The organism is Aeromonas jandaei (assembly GCF_037890695.1).
Taxonomy (GTDB): Bacteria; Pseudomonadota; Gammaproteobacteria; order Enterobacterales; family Aeromonadaceae; genus Aeromonas; species Aeromonas jandaei.
Window position 1 is genome coordinate 701,853 of the sequence record NZ_CP149571.1, and the last position, 15,231, is coordinate 717,083.

Sequence of the window (15,231 nt, forward strand, 5' to 3'; positions counted from 1 at the left end):
AATCAGGGGAAATAGCCTGGACAAGGCGCTTCGATATGCAGTAGAAATGGATAAGCACCATAATTTCCGTCCAATATTCTGGAATATGGCGCCAAACGCAGTGAAATATCCGCCCGACAGCGAGCGGCGGGTCATCCCTATAGTTTTCTCGAGCCGATGCGGGTAAAATTCACGCCCTTATATATCAGTCATTTTTCGACGCGCAACCTTGGTGGTCAGTTATGAAAGAGCATATTCATCATCTACTTGAACAAACGGTAGCCAATCTCAAGTCAGCAGGCGTCCTGCCGGCGGACCTGGAAGCCCGCGTGCAAGTAGACCGATGCAAGGAAAAAGCTCACGGTGACCTGGCCACCAACCTGGCCATGCTGCTGGCCAAGCCGGCCCGCAAGAATCCCCGTGAGCTGGCGGCTGCCATCATCGAGCACCTGCCTGCCTCCGACCTGATCGCCAAGGTCGAGATCGCCGGCCCCGGCTTCATCAACTTCTTCTTCGACCAGCGCTGGCTGGCCGGTCAGGTCGAGGCCATGGTGACCTCTGCCAACGCCAACGTGAAGTTGCCGACCCCGCAGACCGTGGTGGTGGACTACTCCGCCCCCAACGTGGCCAAAGAGATGGCCGTGCACCACATCCGCTCCACCGTACTCGGTGACGTGGCCGCCCGTGCGCTGGAGTTCCTCGGCCACAAGGTGGTGCGAGCCAACCACATCGGTGACTGGGGTACCCAGTTCGGCATGCTGATCGCCTATCTGGAGAAGATGGCCAACGAGAACGCCTCCGACATGGAGCTGCGCGACCTGGAAGCCTTCTACACCCAGGCCAAGCGTTGCTACGACGAAGACGAAGCCTTCGCCGAGCGCGCCCGTAACTACGTGGTGAAACTGCAGGGTGGCGACGAGTACTGCCGTACCATGTGGAAGAAGCTGGTCGACATGACCATGGAGCAGAACCAGCGCAACTACGACCGCCTGAATGTATCCCTGACCAACAAGGACATCATGGGCGAGTCCATGTACAACGACATGCTGCCGGAGATCGTGGCCGACCTGAAAGCCAAGGGGCTGGCGGTCGAGAGCGAAGGCGCCACCGTTGTCTTCCTGGACGAGTTCAAGAACAAGGATGGCGAGGCCATGGGCGTCATCATCCAGAAGAGCGATGGCGGTTTCCTCTACACCACCACCGACATCGCCTGTGCCAAATACCGTTACGAAACCCTGGGCGCCGACCGGGTGATGTACTTCATCGACTCCCGTCAGCACCAGCACCTGATGCAGGCCTGGACCATCACCCGCAAGGCGGGTTATGTGCCGGAATCCGTGCCGCTCGAGCACCACGCCTTTGGCATGATGCTGGGCAAGGATGGTCGTCCCTACAAGACCCGCTCCGGTGGCACCGTCAAGCTGGTCGACCTGCTGAACGAAGCGGAAGAGCGCGCCGCCGCCCTGCTGGAGAGCCGCAACAGCGACCTCTCCGCCGAAGAGAAGGCCGAAGTGGTGCACGCCATCGCCATGGGTGCGGTCAAGTATGCGGATCTCTCCAAGAACCGCACCACCGACTACATCTTCGACTGGGATCTGATGCTCTCCTTTGAAGGCAACACAGCTCCTTACCTGCAATACGCCTACACCCGTATTCAGTCCATCTTCCGCAAGGCCGGCGTCGATGCCGCTACCCTGACCGGCAATGTGACCCTGAACGAGGAAGCGGAAGAGACCCTGGCCCAGAAGCTGATCCAGTTCTCCGACGCGGTCAACGGCGTGGCGGACAAGGGGATGCCGCACCTGCTCTGTACCTATCTGTACGAGCTCTCCGGCAACTTCATGACCTTCTACGAAGCCTGCCCGATCAACAAGGATGGCGTGGACGAAGCAACCCGTCAGAGCCGTCTGCTGCTGTGTGCTGCCACCGCCAAGGTGCTCAAGCTGGGCCTCGGCGTACTGGGTATCTACACCCTGGAGCGCATGTAATAGATGGCGACCCGGGATTATGTCGGCAACCGTCCGCGACGTCGCGCGGGCGGTCGCAACACCAAGAAAGCGGCTCCGCGCCGCTTTCCTGTTATCCCGGCCCTGCTGGCCGGGGCGCTGCTGGCAGGCTTTGGCGGCTTCCTCTACATGATCAATGGCAAGGGCCACGATGCCCCCACCATCGAAGAGCAGGTCAAAGCCAACAAGCCAAAACCGCAGAACAACGGGTTGCCTCAGGAGAAGTGGAGCTACATCGAGCGGCTTGAGAACAAGCAGGTCGATATCATAGAGCCGCCGACCCAGCCGGGCGTTCTGCCGCCGCCTCCTGCCGATACCATGACCCTGCAACCGGAGAAGCTGCCGCAGCCGGTACCGACCGATATTCCCCAGCCGGGAACACCGATCGGCCAGCCCAAGCCCTATCAGCCCAATCCGGCAACCACCCCCTCCACCTCCGGTGCGCCGGTTGCCAGCGCCCAGGAGCAGGTGATCGACCGCAAGGCCGAGCGTGAGCGGATGGAGCGGGAGATCCGCGCCGAGCTGGAGCGTGAGCGAGCCGCTGCAGCCAAAGCCCAACCGGCAGCTCAGCCTGCCCAGACCGCAGCTGCCGACAGCGGCCGCTATATGATGCAGTGTGCCGCCCTGCGCTCGCAGGATTCGGCGGAGTCGCTCAAGGCACGCATCGCCTTCACCGCCGGCCTCTCCTCCAGCCTGCAGGTGATCAATGGCACCAACGGCACCGTCTACAAGGTGATGGTCGGCCCCTTCAACGGCAAGGCCGCCGCCGACGCGGCCAACCGCAAGCTGCAGAGCTCGGGCATCAGCGGCTGCATTCCCAAGAAAGGGTAAGCGCCCGTTTTACCATGAGGGGCCGGGTGGCAACACCCGGCCCCTCTTCTTTGGGCTCCCTTCGCACCCATAGTCCCATCTCGCGCTTGTCCCGACCGATTGCAGGCTTGAAAAGCTGTTTTGCCATCCCCATCTTTTCTCCCATGCACAGTCAGGCCGTCATTCGGCTCAAGCGAGGTAAGTAAAGTGACTACCATAGTTTCAGTTCGCCGCAACGGTCAGGTCGTCATCGGTGGCGATGGCCAGGTTTCTCTTGGCAACACCGTCATGAAGGGCAACGCCCGCAAGGTTCATCGCCTCTACAACGGCAAGGTGTTGGCAGGTTTTGCCGGTGGCACAGCCGACGCCTTCACCCTGCTCGAACGCTTCGAAGCAAAACTGCAGGCCCATCAGGGTAATCTGGAGCGCGCCGCCGTGGCGCTTGCCAAAGATTGGCGCACCGATCGCGCCCTGCGCCGCCTCGAAGCACTACTGGCCGTCGCCGACGAGCAAAAATCCTTCATCATCACCGGCAACGGTGACGTGGTGCAGCCGGAGCACGATCTCATCGCCATCGGCAGCGGCGGCAACTTCGCCCAGTCTGCGGCCATCGCCCTGCTGGAAAACACCGATCTGGATGCCAAGAGCATCGTCGAGAAAGCGCTCAAGATCGCCGGCGACATCTGCGTCTTCACCAACCAGCACCACACCGTCGAAGTGCTGGACTATTCGGCTAAATAAGCCAGACCACCAATTCTCAAAGGGGTGGGCCCTGCCCGCCCCTGATACAGGAACTCCATCATGTCCGAGATGACCCCGAGAGAAATCGTCCACGAACTGGATCGTCACATCATTGGTCAGGCCGATGCCAAGCGCGCGGTGGCCGTCGCCCTGCGCAACCGCTGGCGCCGGATGCAGCTCAACGAAGAGATGCGCCATGAAGTGACCCCGAAGAACATCCTGATGATCGGCCCGACCGGTGTCGGCAAAACCGAGATCGCCCGTCGTCTGGCCAAACTGGCCAACGCCCCCTTCATCAAGGTGGAAGCGACCAAGTTCACCGAAGTGGGCTATGTCGGCAAGGAAGTGGACAGCATCATTCGTGATCTGACCGATGTCGCCATCAAGCTGGTGCGCGAGACCGAGATGGAGAAGATGAAATACCGCGCCGAGGAAGCCGCCGAAGAGCGCATTCTCGATGCGCTGCTGCCCAACCCGCGCAACACCTGGGGCGAGGAAGAGAAAGCCGACAACTCCAACACCCGCCAGATCTTCCGCAAGAAACTGCGCGAAGGTCAGCTGGATGACAAGGAGATCGAGCTGGATCTGGCCGCCTCCCCGATGGGCGTCGAAATCATGACCCCGCCGGGCATGGAAGAGATGGCCAACCAGCTGCAGGGGCTGTTCCAGAATCTGGGCCAGAACCAGAAGAAGAAGCGCAAGATCAAGGTCAAAGAGGCCATGAAAGCGCTTATCGAAGAGGAAGCGGCCAAACTGGTCAACCCGGAAGAGCTGAAACAGAAGGCCATCGCTGCGGTCGAGAACAACGGCATCGTCTTCCTCGACGAGATCGACAAGATCTGCAAGCGTGGCGAGAGCTCGGGCCCGGATGTCTCCCGTGAAGGGGTTCAGCGCGACCTGCTGCCGCTGGTCGAGGGCTGCACCGTCAACACCAAGCACGGCATGGTCAAGACCGACCATATCCTGTTTGTCGCCTCCGGTGCCTTCCAGATCGCCAAGCCGTCCGATCTCATCCCCGAGCTGCAGGGCCGTCTGCCGATCCGGGTCGAGCTGACCGCGCTGACCACTGAAGATTTCGAGCGGATCCTGACCGAGCCGAACGCCTCCCTGACCGATCAGTACAAGGCGCTGATGGCCACCGAAGGGGTCAACATCGAGTTCACTCAGGATGGTATCCGCCGTCTGGCCGAAGCGGCCTGGCAGGTCAACGAGCGTACCGAGAACATCGGTGCCCGCCGTCTGCACACCGTGATGGAACGCCTGATGGAAGATATCTCCTACGACGCCTCCGAGAAATCCGGCGAGACCTTCGTCATCAACACCGACTACGTCAACGCCCACCTCGGCAAGCTGATTGAAGACGAAGATCTGAGCCGCTTTATTCTGTAAGCGCGAGTGATCTGAAAACGCCTCCCTTGTGGAGGCGTTTTTTATGCCAGACTATTTGCCTAACCTGACGAGCCTGTCACATAAGTAATTGATATTATTGAATCTCACCTCAGACGGAGAGAATCAATGATGAATCCAGATCTAGAAGTCGTGATGCTCAATGGACGTCAACTGCATGAAATAATCGATATTCATGCGCTGGGCCCCTTGGGACAGCAGCACCTGAGGAGAGGCATTGGGGGCACCGCTATCTTGATGGGCAGCCTCCGCGGCCAGAGAGTCCGTCTGGAAGTCAGTCCTGATAGCGATGCTGAGAATTGGCTTTATTCATTATCCCGGCAACCAAAGCAGTCCCTTGACCTAGAGTGGACCAGCATAGGGTCCATGCAGAACAGAATCGGCAAGCGCGGACACGTCTCCGAATACAATAACGGCATTTGGACATTCGAGTTTCCTGACTGGGAAACCGACCAATAAGAGACCTATGAGCGCCTCCCTCTGCGGAGGCGTCATTTTTTCATCCCCGCTGAAATCTGCTCAAAAAAAGATCTTTCCTATTCTCCGCGGCTGATTTATACATACGTATAAATCAGATCGAAATCTGTGCAGCAGGAACCAGAAAGATGAATCCAACCCGGCAGAAACTGCTCGATACCGGCCTCGCCATCGCCACCGAGAAGGGGCTGCGCGGCCTGACGGTGCGCGAGTTGGCGGCGGCGGCCGAGGTGAACCTCGGCTCCTTCGTCTACCACTTCGGCAACCGCGATGCCTTTATCGACGAGCTGGTCGAGCTCTGGTACGCCCCCCTCTATGACGAGCTCAAGGCGGTAGCAGCCAAAGGCTCCTACTCATCTGCCATCGCCATGTTCGAGGCCACCATGGAGGCGCTGATCGGGCTGGTGGCGCGCCAGCGCGGCTTTATCAACCACCTGTTTGGCGATGCGCTGGCGGGCGAAGGGGCGGCCCAGCGCTTTCTGCTCAGCCTGCCGCGCCGCCACCCTTTGCTGCTGATCGAGCAGGTACGGATGGCACAGGCAGAAGGGTCGCTGGTCGCCGGTCACCCGCTCCAGCTGATGATCTTCATCATGGGGTCGGTCGGCCTGCCGCTGGTGATCGCCGGCAGCGGTCGCCAGCTCGGCTGGCTGCCCGAACAGGCCGCCCCCTTTCTGAGCCAGATAGACAGCCCAGAGGCCGCCAGACAGCGGCTGGTATGGGCCCTGCGCGGCCTGCGCCCCAACAACATGAAAGAAGGAGAAGCGGCATGAAACAACGCATCGCGATGGTAGCTCTGCTGCTGGCGGTTCTCAGTGGTTGCCTCTGGTTGCAGAGCCATCCTCAAGGAGAAGTGGTATGAAGCAACGCATTGCAATCGTGGCCCTGCTGCTAACCGTTATCGGTGGCTACCTCTGGTGGCAGGGGCGCCCGGCCGACGGCTCCATCCTCTACGGCAACGTCGATATTCGCGACGTCAATCTGGCCTTTCGGGTCGGCGGCCGCGTCGATCAGGTACTGGTCGATGAGGGGGATAGGGTAAAAGCCGGTCAACTGCTGGCCCGCCTCGATCCGGCTCCCCTCACCCACAGCCGCGACAGCGCTCGCGCCAATCTGGCCGCGCTCACTGCCGCCAACACCTTGATCCACAAAGGCTATCGCAGCGAAGAGACCGACCGCGCCCGGGCCGCACTGGCCGCCGCCGAGGCCGCTGCGCTGGAAGCCGACCAGCAGTGGCGCCGCCAGAGCACATTGGCAGCCACCGGCGCCATCTCCCGCGGTCAGCTCGATACCGCCCGCTCCCAGCGAGATCAGACCCAGGCGCAGGTACGCTCGGCCCGCGAACAGCTCGCCCAGCTCGAAACCGGCTACCGCCCGGAGGAAATCGCCCAGTCCGATGCCCAGCTGGAAGGAGCCAAAGCGGCGCTCGCCAGTGCCGAACTGGCGCTGGCAGATGCCAACCTGACCGCCCCCAGCGACGGCATCATCATCAGTCGCGCCATCGAGAACGGCAGCATGGTGCAGAGCGGAGCGACCGCCTTCAACCTCTCCCTGACCGCGCCAGTCTGGGTGCGCGCCTATGTGGAGGAGCCCTGGCTCGGCCACTTCCCGAGCGGCGCCAAAGTGACCCTCACCACCGACTCGCGGCCAGACAAGCCCTATCACGGGGTGGTGGGCTTTGTCTCGCCGACCGCCGAGTTCACCCCGAAATCGGTGGAGACGCCTGACCTGCGCACTCACCTCGTCTACCGGCTGCGCATCGTGGTGCAGGATCCCGACCTGGCCCTGCGCCAGGGGATGCCGGTCACCGTCAGGCTTGCTCCATGAACAGCGCCATCTCCCTTGAGGGGCTCACCAAACGCTTTGGCGAGCGGGTCGCCCTCAACGCCATCTCGGCCACCATTCCGACCGGTGGTATCACCGGGCTGGTCGGCCCCGACGGCGCGGGCAAGAGCACTTTGCTGCGCCTGTTGGCCGGTCTGCTGATCCCGGAGGCGGGCACCATCCGGGTGCTGGGGCTGGATCCGGTGAGCGAGGGAGATCTGCTGCGTCAGCGCCTCGGCTACATGCCCCAGCAGTTCGGCCTCTACGAGGATCTCAGCGTGCTGGAGAACCTCACCCTCTACGCTGACTTGCGCGGCGTACTGGAGCCCGAACGCTCGCCCACCTTCGCGCGGCTGCTCGCCTTCACCGATCTTGCCCGCTTCACCGCACGACCGGCAGGCAAGCTCTCTGGCGGGATGAAACAGAAGCTCGGGCTGGCCTGCGCCCTGCTCGGCACCCCGGATGTGCTGCTGCTCGACGAACCCGGGGTCGGGGTCGATCCCATCTCTCGCCGCGCCCTCTGGCAGATGGTACGCGAGCTGGCCAAGGGAGGGATGACGGTGCTCTGGAGTACCGCCTATCTCGATGAGGCGGAGCTGTGCGACCACGTGCTGCTGATGGCGGATGGCGAGGTGCGCACCAGCGGCACGCCGGCCAATCTGATGGGGGCCATGGCCAGCCGCTGCTGGCTGCTGGAGGCGGGGCAACTGGATGGCCGCGAGCGACGCGCCCTGCTGCGCCGGGCGCTGGCTCACCCGGCGGTGATGGATGGCGCGGTGGCGGGGGAGCGGGTTCGCCTGCTGCTGCACCCGGGCATGACGCCCCCACCGCTGGCGGAGCTGCATCTCGCCCACGGCGCCTTTCAACCGGCCCAGCCCCGGCTGGAAGATGCCTTTATCGACCTGCTCGGCGGCGGCCCCGGCGGGGAGTCGAGTCTGGCGGCCGGGATGCGGGAAGCTGAACTGCCGCAAGGGGTCTCTCCCGAGGCGGTGATCGAGGCGCGCCACCTCACCAAGCGCTTCGGCGATTTTGCCGCCACCGATGATGTCAGCTTTGCGGTGCGCCGCGGCGAGATCTTCGGCCTGCTCGGCCCCAATGGGGCGGGCAAGTCCACCACCTTCAAGATGGAGTGCGGCCTGCTGCGCCCGAGCGAGGGGCAGGCACTGGTGACCGGCATCGATCTGGCTCACAGCCCCTCGGCGGCGCGCCAGCGCCTCGGCTACATGGCGCAGAAGTTCTCCCTCTACAAGCAGCTCACCGTGGCACAGAACCTCTCCTTCTTCGCCGGTATCTACGGCCTGTTCGGCCGCCACCAGCAGACGCGGATCGATGCCATGGTGACTGCCTTTGCCCTCGCCCCCTGGCTCGATCAGAAGGCGGAATCCCTGCCGCTCGGCCTGCGCCAGCGCTTATCGCTGGCCTGCGCCCTGCTGCACGAGCCGCCGCTGCTGTTCCTCGACGAGCCCACCTCCGGGGTCGATCCGGTGACCCGGCGCGAGTTCTGGTCGCACATCAACGCGCTGGCCGACCACGGCGTCACCGTGCTGGTCACCACCCACTTTATGGATGAGGCGGAGTATTGCGACCGCATTGCCCTCATCTATCGCGGCAAGCTGCTGGCGCTCGGCACTCCGGACGATCTCAAGGGGCTGGCCGCCAAAGAGGCGGCGACCTCTTTGCCAACCGGTTCCTTGCCGACCATGGAAGAGGCCTTTATAACCCTGGTCGAGCGGGCCAGCGAGGAGGACGCATGAGCATCAACCGTCGGCGACTGCTGGCCCTCTGCCGCAAGGAGACGCTGCAAATCGTCCGTGACCCGAGCAGCATCCTCATCGCCTTCATCATGCCGGTGGTACTGCTGGTGGTAATGGGTTACGCCATCAATCTGGATGTGGACCATCTACGCCTCGGCATCTGGCGCACCGACAGCGGCGCACCGGCGGTGCGGCTGGAGCAGGCCCTGCGCGGCTCTACCGCGCTGGAGATCCACAGCGGCCCGAGCAAGGAGTCCCTGCTCGCCAGCCTGGCCCGCGGCGAGATCCGCGGCCTGCTGGTGATCGATGACGGCTTCTCCCGCGCCATGGCCGGTCAGGGCAATGGCACGCCGCAGGCGCTGCTGCTCACCGACGGCTCCGAGCCCAACACCGCCAACTTCGTCACCAACTATGTGCAGGGGATCTGGCAGGGGTGGCTCGCTGGCGAGGGGGTCGCCATGCCGGTGTCGATAGAGAGCCGCGCCTGGTTCAACCCGGCGCTGGTAAGCCGCAATTTTCTGGTGCCGGGCTCCGTTGCGGTGGTGATGACCATCATAGGCGCCCTGCTCACCTCGCTGGTGGTGGCGCGGGAGTGGGAGCGCGGCACCATGGAGGCGCTGCTTGCCACCCCGGTCACCAAGGGGGAGCTGCTGCTCTCCAAGCTGCTGCCCTACTACGGCCTCGGCATCATCGCCATGCTGCTCTGCCTGCTCTTCTCGGTGGCGGTAATGGAAGTACCGTGGCGCGGCTCCCTGCTGCTGCTCTTTCTGGTCACCAGCGTCTTTCTTGGCAGCGCGCTCGGACTCGGGCTGTTTCTCTCCACCGTGATGCGCAGCCAGTTCAATGCCGCGCAGGCGGCGCTGATCGCCGCTTTTCTGCCCGCGGTGATGCTGTCGGGCTTCGTGTTCGAGATCGCCAGCATGCCGCCGCTGCTGCGGGCCATCACCCACCTCATTCCGGCCCGCTACTTCGCCAGCTCGTTGCAGACCCTCTATCAGGCGGGCAGCGTCTTCTCGATCCTGCTGGTCAACGGTTTCTGTCTGCTGCTGCTGGCGGGTTTCTGGCTGGCCCTGACCGCCCGCAAGACGCGGCGCACTCTGGAGTAACCCATGCTGATCCGACTCTGGTGGCTGATCCGAAAAGAGCTGCAGGCCCTGATGGGCAATACTCAGGGGCGCTTTCTGCTCATCATGCCGGTGTTGCTGCAAACCGCCCTCTTCCCGTTCGCTGCCACCCTGGAGGTGACCGGCAACACGCTGGCCATCTACAACCAGGATGGCGGCGCCCAGAGCCGCGAGCTGCTGGAGCGCCTCACCCATATGCCCGCTTTTACCACCATCATCCCGGTGCAAGGCGAGGCGGGAATGACCGAGGCCATCACCGGGCAGCAGGCGCTGCTCGGGCTGATTATTCCGAGCGATTTCTCCCGCCGATTGGCGCGTGGCGAACCGGCCAAGGTGCAGCTGATCATCGACGGCCGCCGCTCCAACGGTGGTCAGGTAGCGGCGGGCTACATCAGTCAGGTGATCGCCCGCTGGCAAAGTGAGGGCAAGGGGCAACCCGAGCTGGCGGTACGCAACCTCTACAACCCCAACGTCGAGTTCCACTGGCATATCCTGCCGGCGCTGGTGGCCATCATCACCACCACGGGGTGTCTTATCGTCACCGCCCTCTCGGTCGCACGGGAGCGGGAGGAGGGCACCTTCGACCAGCTGCTGGTCTCCCCCCTCACCGCAGGCTGGATCATGGCGGGCAAGGCGGTGCCCGGCATCATGGTGGCGGTGGGGCAAGGGTGCATAGTCGCGCTGGCCGCCCGTTTTGTCTTTCACCTCCCCTTTGCCGGCAGCCTCAGCCTGCTGATGGCGGGCATGGTCTGCTACGGGCTGGCACTGGCCGGGATCGGGCTCTTTATCTCGTCGTTCTGCTCGACCCAGCAGCAGGCGTTTCTCGGGGTATTCTCCTTCACCGTCCCGGCGGTGATCCTCTCGGGCTACATCTCGCCGGTGGAGAACATGCCGCAGGTGTTCCAGTGGCTGGCGGCCATCGACCCCCTCACCCACTTTATCGTGCTGCTCAAGGGGGTCTTCCTCAAGGGGTTTGACTGGTCGGCAGCCTGGCCCCTGCTCTGGCCGCTGCTCGCCATCGCCGGGGTCACCCTGTCGCTGGCGCTCGCCATGTTCCGCCGCCATATCGCCTGACGCGCCGCCTTGCTCAGCTGATGCCGGTCTCGCCCAGTGCGAGACCGGGCTTTTCAGACAGAAGTCTTCACTCCCCGGCTGTGGGTAAACCGGGCTTTCCCTCCACCATCCCTCACTCCACACCAGCGCAGAAATCATCAACTGGTATACCTATTTTTGTATATCTTTGAATTTTATCGAATTACCCCTGACGAGATATATAAATAGACACTTGATTTGCATCAATTGCCCGCCCCGACTGACTGGGTAGCCTAGCCCCAGAATGATGTTTTATTACTCCAAACTAGAGGCAATCATGAGCAAAGTCAGACTGGTCGTTGTGGGCAACGGCATGGTGGGGCACCGCTTCATCGAAGAGCTGATCGAGCGGGCCGACCCGGGCCGCTACGAGATCACCGTCTTCGGTGCAGAACCCCGTCCCGCCTACGATCGCGTCCATCTCTCCTCCTACTTCTCCCATCACACCAGTGAAGATCTCTCCCTCGTCAAACCCGGCTTCTACGACAAGCACGGCATCCGCCTGCTGCTCGGCGAAGCGGTGAAAAAAATCGACAGGGCCAACCGCGAAGTGCACTCCAACAAGGGCACTGTGGTCGAGTACGACAAGCTGGTGCTGGCCACCGGCTCCTACCCCTGGGTGCCGCCCATTGCGGGCAGCCAGCACCACGAGTGCTTCGTCTATCGCACCATCGAGGATCTGAAAGCAATTCGCAGCGCCGCCAAGAGCGGCAAGAGCGGGGTGGTGATCGGGGGCGGCCTGCTTGGCCTCGAAGCCGCCGGAGCCCTCAAGGCGCTGGGTCTCGAGACCCACGTGGTGGAGTTTGCTCCTGTGCTGATGGCCGAGCAGCTCGACGGTCAGGGCGGCCAGCTGCTGCGCCGCAAGATCGAATCCATGGGCGTGCAGGTACACACCAGCAAGAGCACCAGCGAGATCCTGATGCATGGCGGCGAGCAGGCGAAACACCGCCTCGCCTTTGCCGATGGCAGCCAGCTTGAAGTGGACGTGGTGGTCTTCTCCACCGGCATTCGCCCGCAAGATACCTTGGGCCGCTACGGTGATCTGGCCATCGCCGAGCGCGGCGGCATCGTCATCGACGATCACTGCCTCACCTCCGACCCCGACATCTACGCCATCGGCGAGTGCGCCGCATGGCAGGGTCGCTTCTTCGGGCTGGTGGCGCCGGGCTACAAGATGGCCCAGATCACCGTCGACCATCTGCTCGGCGGCGACAGCCGTTTCGAGGGGGCGGACATGAGCGCCAAGCTCAAGCTGCTCGGCGTCTCCGTCGGCTCCATCGGTGATGCCCACGGCCGCACCCCGGGCAGCCACAGCTATGTGTTTCAGGATGACCAAGCTGGCGTCTACAAGAAGATCGTGGTGAGCGAAGACAACAGCCGCCTGCTCGGCGCCGTACTGGTGGGTGACGTGGAGGATTACGGCAACCTGCTGCAGATGATGCTCAACACCCTGCCGCTGCCGAGCCACCCGGATACCCTGATCCTGCCCGCCTACGCCGGTGCCAAGCCGACGCTGGGGGTGGATGCCCTGCCGGAGAGCGCCCAGATCTGCTCCTGTTTCGACGTCTCCAAGGGCGACATCGCCCAAGCGGTGGCCGAGGGTCACACCACCCTGGCCGCCATCAAGCAGCACACCAAGGCCGGTACCGGCTGCGGCGGCTGCGTGCCGCTCATCAGTCAGGTGCTCAACGCCGAGCTGGTGAAGCAGGGCATCGAGGTCAACAACCACCTCTGTGCCCACTTCCCCCACTCCCGTCAGGAGCTGTTCCATCTGGTCAAGGTGGAGGGGATCAAGAGCTTTGACGAGCTGCTGGCCAAACACGGTCAGGGCTATGGCTGCGAAGTGTGCAAACCGACCGTCGGCTCCATCCTCGCCTCCTGCTGGAACGAGCATGTGCTGAGCCCGCGCAACACCCCGCTGCAGGACACCAACGACATCTTCCTCGGCAACATGCAGAAGGACGGCAGCTACTCCGTCATCCCGCGCATGGCCGGTGGCGAAGTGACTCCGGAAGGGCTGCTGGCAGTGGCCGAAGTGGCCCGCGACTACCAGCTCTACACCAAGATCACCGGCGCCCAGCGCATCGGCCTGTTCGGGGCCCAGAAGGATGATCTGCCCGCCATCTGGCGCAAGCTACTGGCAGCGGGTTTCGAGACCGGTCAGGCCTACGCCAAGGCGCTGCGCATGGCCAAGACCTGCGTCGGCAGCACCTGGTGCCGCTTCGGCGTGCAGGACAGCGTCGGCCTCGGGGTCTTCCTCGAGAACCGCTACAAGGGCATTCGCACCCCGCACAAGATGAAGTTCGGCGTCTCCGGCTGCACCCGCGAATGTGCGGAAGCGCAGGGCAAGGATGTCGGCATCATCGCCACCGATGCGGGCTGGAACCTCTATGTGGGCGGCAACGGCGGCATGAAGCCGCGCCACGCCGACCTGCTGGCCTCCGATCTCGACCGCGAAACCCTGATCAAGCTGATCGACCGTTTTATGATGTTCTACGTCACCAGCGCCGACAAACTGCAGCGTACCTCGGTCTGGCTCGGCAATCTGGAAGGGGGCGTCGACTACCTGCGCGAGGTGATCGTCGACGACAAGCTGGGGCTGGCCGAGACGCTGGAGCGCGATATCCAGACCCTGATCGACAGCTACGAGTGCGAATGGTCGCGCACCCTCAACGAAGAGGAAGCGCTCAAGCGCTTCAGCCACTTCATCAACAGCGACAAGCGCGACCCGGACGTCCAGTTCGTCTCCGAGCGCGACCAGCATCGACCCGCCACTCCGGCCGAGCGCATCCCCGTCTACCAGATCGAGGTGGAAACCAAATGATGAAACTTGCCTGCCAACTCAACGACATACTCCCTGGCACCGGCGTCTGCGCTCTGCTCGAAGGCCGCCAGATCGCCCTGTTCCGCCCGAGCGCAGCCGCCGAGGTGTTCGCCATCGACAACCGGGATCCCTTCTTCGCCGCCAACGTACTGTCGCGGGGCCTGATCTGCGAACACGACGGTGAGCTCTGGGTGGCCAGCCCGCTCAAGAAGCAGCGCTTTCGCCTGAGCGACGGCCACTGCGTCGATAACCCTGCGATGTCGGTGCAGAGCTATCCCGTTGAAGTGCGCGATCAGCAGGTCTGGGTCGCCGTCTAAAGCCGATTTCACTCTCTTTCGGGCTGCCCGAGGGCAGCCCTTTCAAGGACTCACAAGATGTACACGGAAACCATCAACAAGTGCGCCGCCAACGCGGCCCGCATCAACCGCTTCGAGCGCAGCGACAAGCTCGGCTTCTGGCTCAGCTCCGCCATGGCGGGGGCCTATGTGGGCCTCGGCATCATCCTGATCTTCACCCTCGGCAATCTGGTGGATCCCGCCATCCGGCCGCTGGTGATGGGGGCCACCTTCGGCATCGCCCTGACGCTGGTGATCATCGCCGGCTCCGAGCTGTTCACCGGTCACACCATGTTCCTCACCTTCGGGGTGAAAACCGGCAAGATCACCATGGCCGACCTGCTGCGCATCCTGCCGCAAACCTGGGCGGGCAACCTGATTGGCTCCATCGTGGTGGCGCTCATCTACTCCTACGGCGGCAGCCTGCTGCCGGACGCAGGCAGTCTGGCCCACAAGGTGGCGCTGGCCAAAACCCAGGCACCGGCCCTGACCCTGTTTATGAAGGGGATCCTCTGCAACTGGCTGGTCTGCCTCGCCATCTGGATGGCGCTGCGCACCGAAGGAGCCGCCCGCTTCATCGCCATCTGGTGGTGCCTGCTGGCCTTTATCGCCTCCGGCTACGAGCACTCCATCGCCAACATGACCCTGTTCGCCCTCTCCTGGTTTGGCGCCCACTCCGATGCCTACACCCTGGGCGGCATCGGCCACAACCTGCTGTGGGTGACCCTGGGCAACACCGTCTCCGGCGCCCTCTTTATGGGCCTCGGCTACTGGTATGCCACTCCCAAGGCTGAGCGCCCGGTCGCGGTGAGCGAAACCACCAGCACAGCCAACCAGACCCGAACCGCCTGATCCGGAGGC

At 63.1% G+C, this 15,231-nt stretch carries 13 protein-coding genes; all 13 read left to right on the forward strand.

All coding sequences use genetic code 11. From position 1 onward, the window contains the following. Positions 1-221 precede the first annotated feature (221 nt). The 13 genes from argS (at position 222) to nirC (ending at position 15,222) form a co-directional block, all read left to right on the forward strand. On the forward strand, positions 222-1,967 hold the full coding sequence (argS, locus tag WE862_RS03515) for an arginine--tRNA ligase (protein WP_042029550.1): 1,746 nt from the start codon (positions 222-224) through the stop codon (positions 1,965-1,967). Positions 1,968-1,970: 3 nt separating this feature from the next. Next, positions 1,971-2,816 carry an SPOR domain-containing protein gene (locus WE862_RS03520; protein WP_042029552.1) on the forward strand — a complete coding sequence of 282 codons (846 nt, stop codon included), beginning with the start codon at positions 1,971-1,973 and terminating at the stop codon, positions 2,814-2,816. Positions 2,817-3,002: 186 nt separating this feature from the next. Further along, positions 3,003-3,536 (forward strand): ATP-dependent protease subunit HslV, encoded by a 534-nt coding sequence (gene hslV, locus WE862_RS03525; protein WP_033115661.1) that lies wholly within the window; start codon positions 3,003-3,005, stop codon positions 3,534-3,536. Positions 3,537-3,596: 60 nt separating this feature from the next. After that, positions 3,597-4,925 (forward strand): HslU--HslV peptidase ATPase subunit, encoded by a 1,329-nt coding sequence (gene hslU, locus WE862_RS03530; protein WP_033115662.1) that lies wholly within the window; start codon positions 3,597-3,599, stop codon positions 4,923-4,925. A gap of 126 nt (positions 4,926-5,051) precedes the next feature. Beyond that, positions 5,052-5,402: a hypothetical protein gene (locus WE862_RS03535; RefSeq protein ID WP_042029553.1), complete on the forward strand. Its 351-nt coding sequence runs from the start codon at positions 5,052-5,054 to the stop codon at positions 5,400-5,402. A 146-nt stretch (positions 5,403-5,548) separates the two neighbouring features. Further along, complete coding sequence (locus WE862_RS03540) at positions 5,549-6,190, forward strand: TetR/AcrR family transcriptional regulator (protein WP_042029554.1); 642 nt, start codon at positions 5,549-5,551, stop codon at positions 6,188-6,190. A gap of 85 nt (positions 6,191-6,275) precedes the next feature. After that, complete coding sequence (gene hlyD / locus WE862_RS03545) at positions 6,276-7,244, forward strand: secretion protein HlyD (RefSeq protein ID WP_042029556.1); 969 nt, start codon at positions 6,276-6,278, stop codon at positions 7,242-7,244. Next, positions 7,241-8,995 carry an ATP-binding cassette domain-containing protein gene (locus tag WE862_RS03550; RefSeq protein ID WP_339058701.1) on the forward strand — a complete coding sequence of 585 codons (1,755 nt, stop codon included), beginning with the start codon at positions 7,241-7,243 and terminating at the stop codon, positions 8,993-8,995. Before hlyD ends, WE862_RS03550 begins: the two co-directional genes overlap by 4 nt. Then, positions 8,992-10,101, forward strand: a complete 1,110-nt coding sequence (locus WE862_RS03555; protein WP_042029558.1) for an ABC transporter permease — start codon at positions 8,992-8,994, stop codon at positions 10,099-10,101. The genes WE862_RS03550 and WE862_RS03555 overlap by 4 nt, the downstream gene beginning before the upstream one ends. Positions 10,102-10,104: 3 nt before the next feature. Then, positions 10,105-11,193 carry an ABC transporter permease gene (locus tag WE862_RS03560; RefSeq protein WP_042029559.1) on the forward strand — a complete coding sequence of 363 codons (1,089 nt, stop codon included), beginning with the start codon at positions 10,105-10,107 and terminating at the stop codon, positions 11,191-11,193. A gap of 295 nt (positions 11,194-11,488) precedes the next feature. Next, positions 11,489-14,035: a nitrite reductase large subunit NirB gene (gene nirB / locus WE862_RS03565; RefSeq protein ID WP_042029560.1), complete on the forward strand. Its 2,547-nt coding sequence runs from the start codon at positions 11,489-11,491 to the stop codon at positions 14,033-14,035. Then, complete coding sequence (gene nirD / locus WE862_RS03570; protein WP_042029610.1) at positions 14,035-14,352, forward strand: nitrite reductase small subunit NirD; 318 nt, start codon at positions 14,035-14,037, stop codon at positions 14,350-14,352. The genes nirB and nirD overlap by 1 nt, the downstream gene beginning before the upstream one ends. A gap of 57 nt (positions 14,353-14,409) precedes the next feature. Beyond that, entirely contained in the window at positions 14,410-15,222 is an 813-nt protein-coding gene (gene nirC / locus WE862_RS03575; protein ID WP_042029562.1) for a nitrite transporter NirC, read from the forward strand. The last annotated feature ends 9 nt before the right edge of the window (positions 15,223-15,231 follow it).

Excerpts from the sequence above, each read along its gene's own strand:
- argS (WP_042029550.1), top strand. The coding sequence starts at position 222 with ATGAAAGAGCATATTCATCATCTACTTGAACAAACGGTAGCCAATCTC.
- WE862_RS03520 (WP_042029552.1), top strand. The coding sequence starts at position 1,971 with ATGGCGACCCGGGATTATGTCGGCAACCGTCCGCGACGTCGCGCGGGC.
- hslU (WP_033115662.1), top strand. The coding sequence starts at position 3,597 with ATGTCCGAGATGACCCCGAGAGAAATCGTCCACGAACTGGATCGTCAC.
- WE862_RS03535 (WP_042029553.1), top strand. The coding sequence starts at position 5,052 with ATGATGAATCCAGATCTAGAAGTCGTGATGCTCAATGGACGTCAACTG.
- WE862_RS03540 (WP_042029554.1), top strand. The coding sequence starts at position 5,549 with ATGAATCCAACCCGGCAGAAACTGCTCGATACCGGCCTCGCCATCGCC.
- hlyD (WP_042029556.1), top strand. The coding sequence starts at position 6,276 with ATGAAGCAACGCATTGCAATCGTGGCCCTGCTGCTAACCGTTATCGGT.
- WE862_RS03550 (WP_339058701.1), top strand. The coding sequence starts at position 7,241 with ATGAACAGCGCCATCTCCCTTGAGGGGCTCACCAAACGCTTTGGCGAG.
- WE862_RS03555 (WP_042029558.1), top strand. The coding sequence starts at position 8,992 with ATGAGCATCAACCGTCGGCGACTGCTGGCCCTCTGCCGCAAGGAGACG.
- WE862_RS03560 (WP_042029559.1), top strand. The coding sequence starts at position 10,105 with ATGCTGATCCGACTCTGGTGGCTGATCCGAAAAGAGCTGCAGGCCCTG.
- nirB (WP_042029560.1), top strand. The coding sequence starts at position 11,489 with ATGAGCAAAGTCAGACTGGTCGTTGTGGGCAACGGCATGGTGGGGCAC.
- nirD (WP_042029610.1), top strand. The coding sequence starts at position 14,035 with ATGAAACTTGCCTGCCAACTCAACGACATACTCCCTGGCACCGGCGTC.
- nirC (WP_042029562.1), top strand. The coding sequence starts at position 14,410 with ATGTACACGGAAACCATCAACAAGTGCGCCGCCAACGCGGCCCGCATC.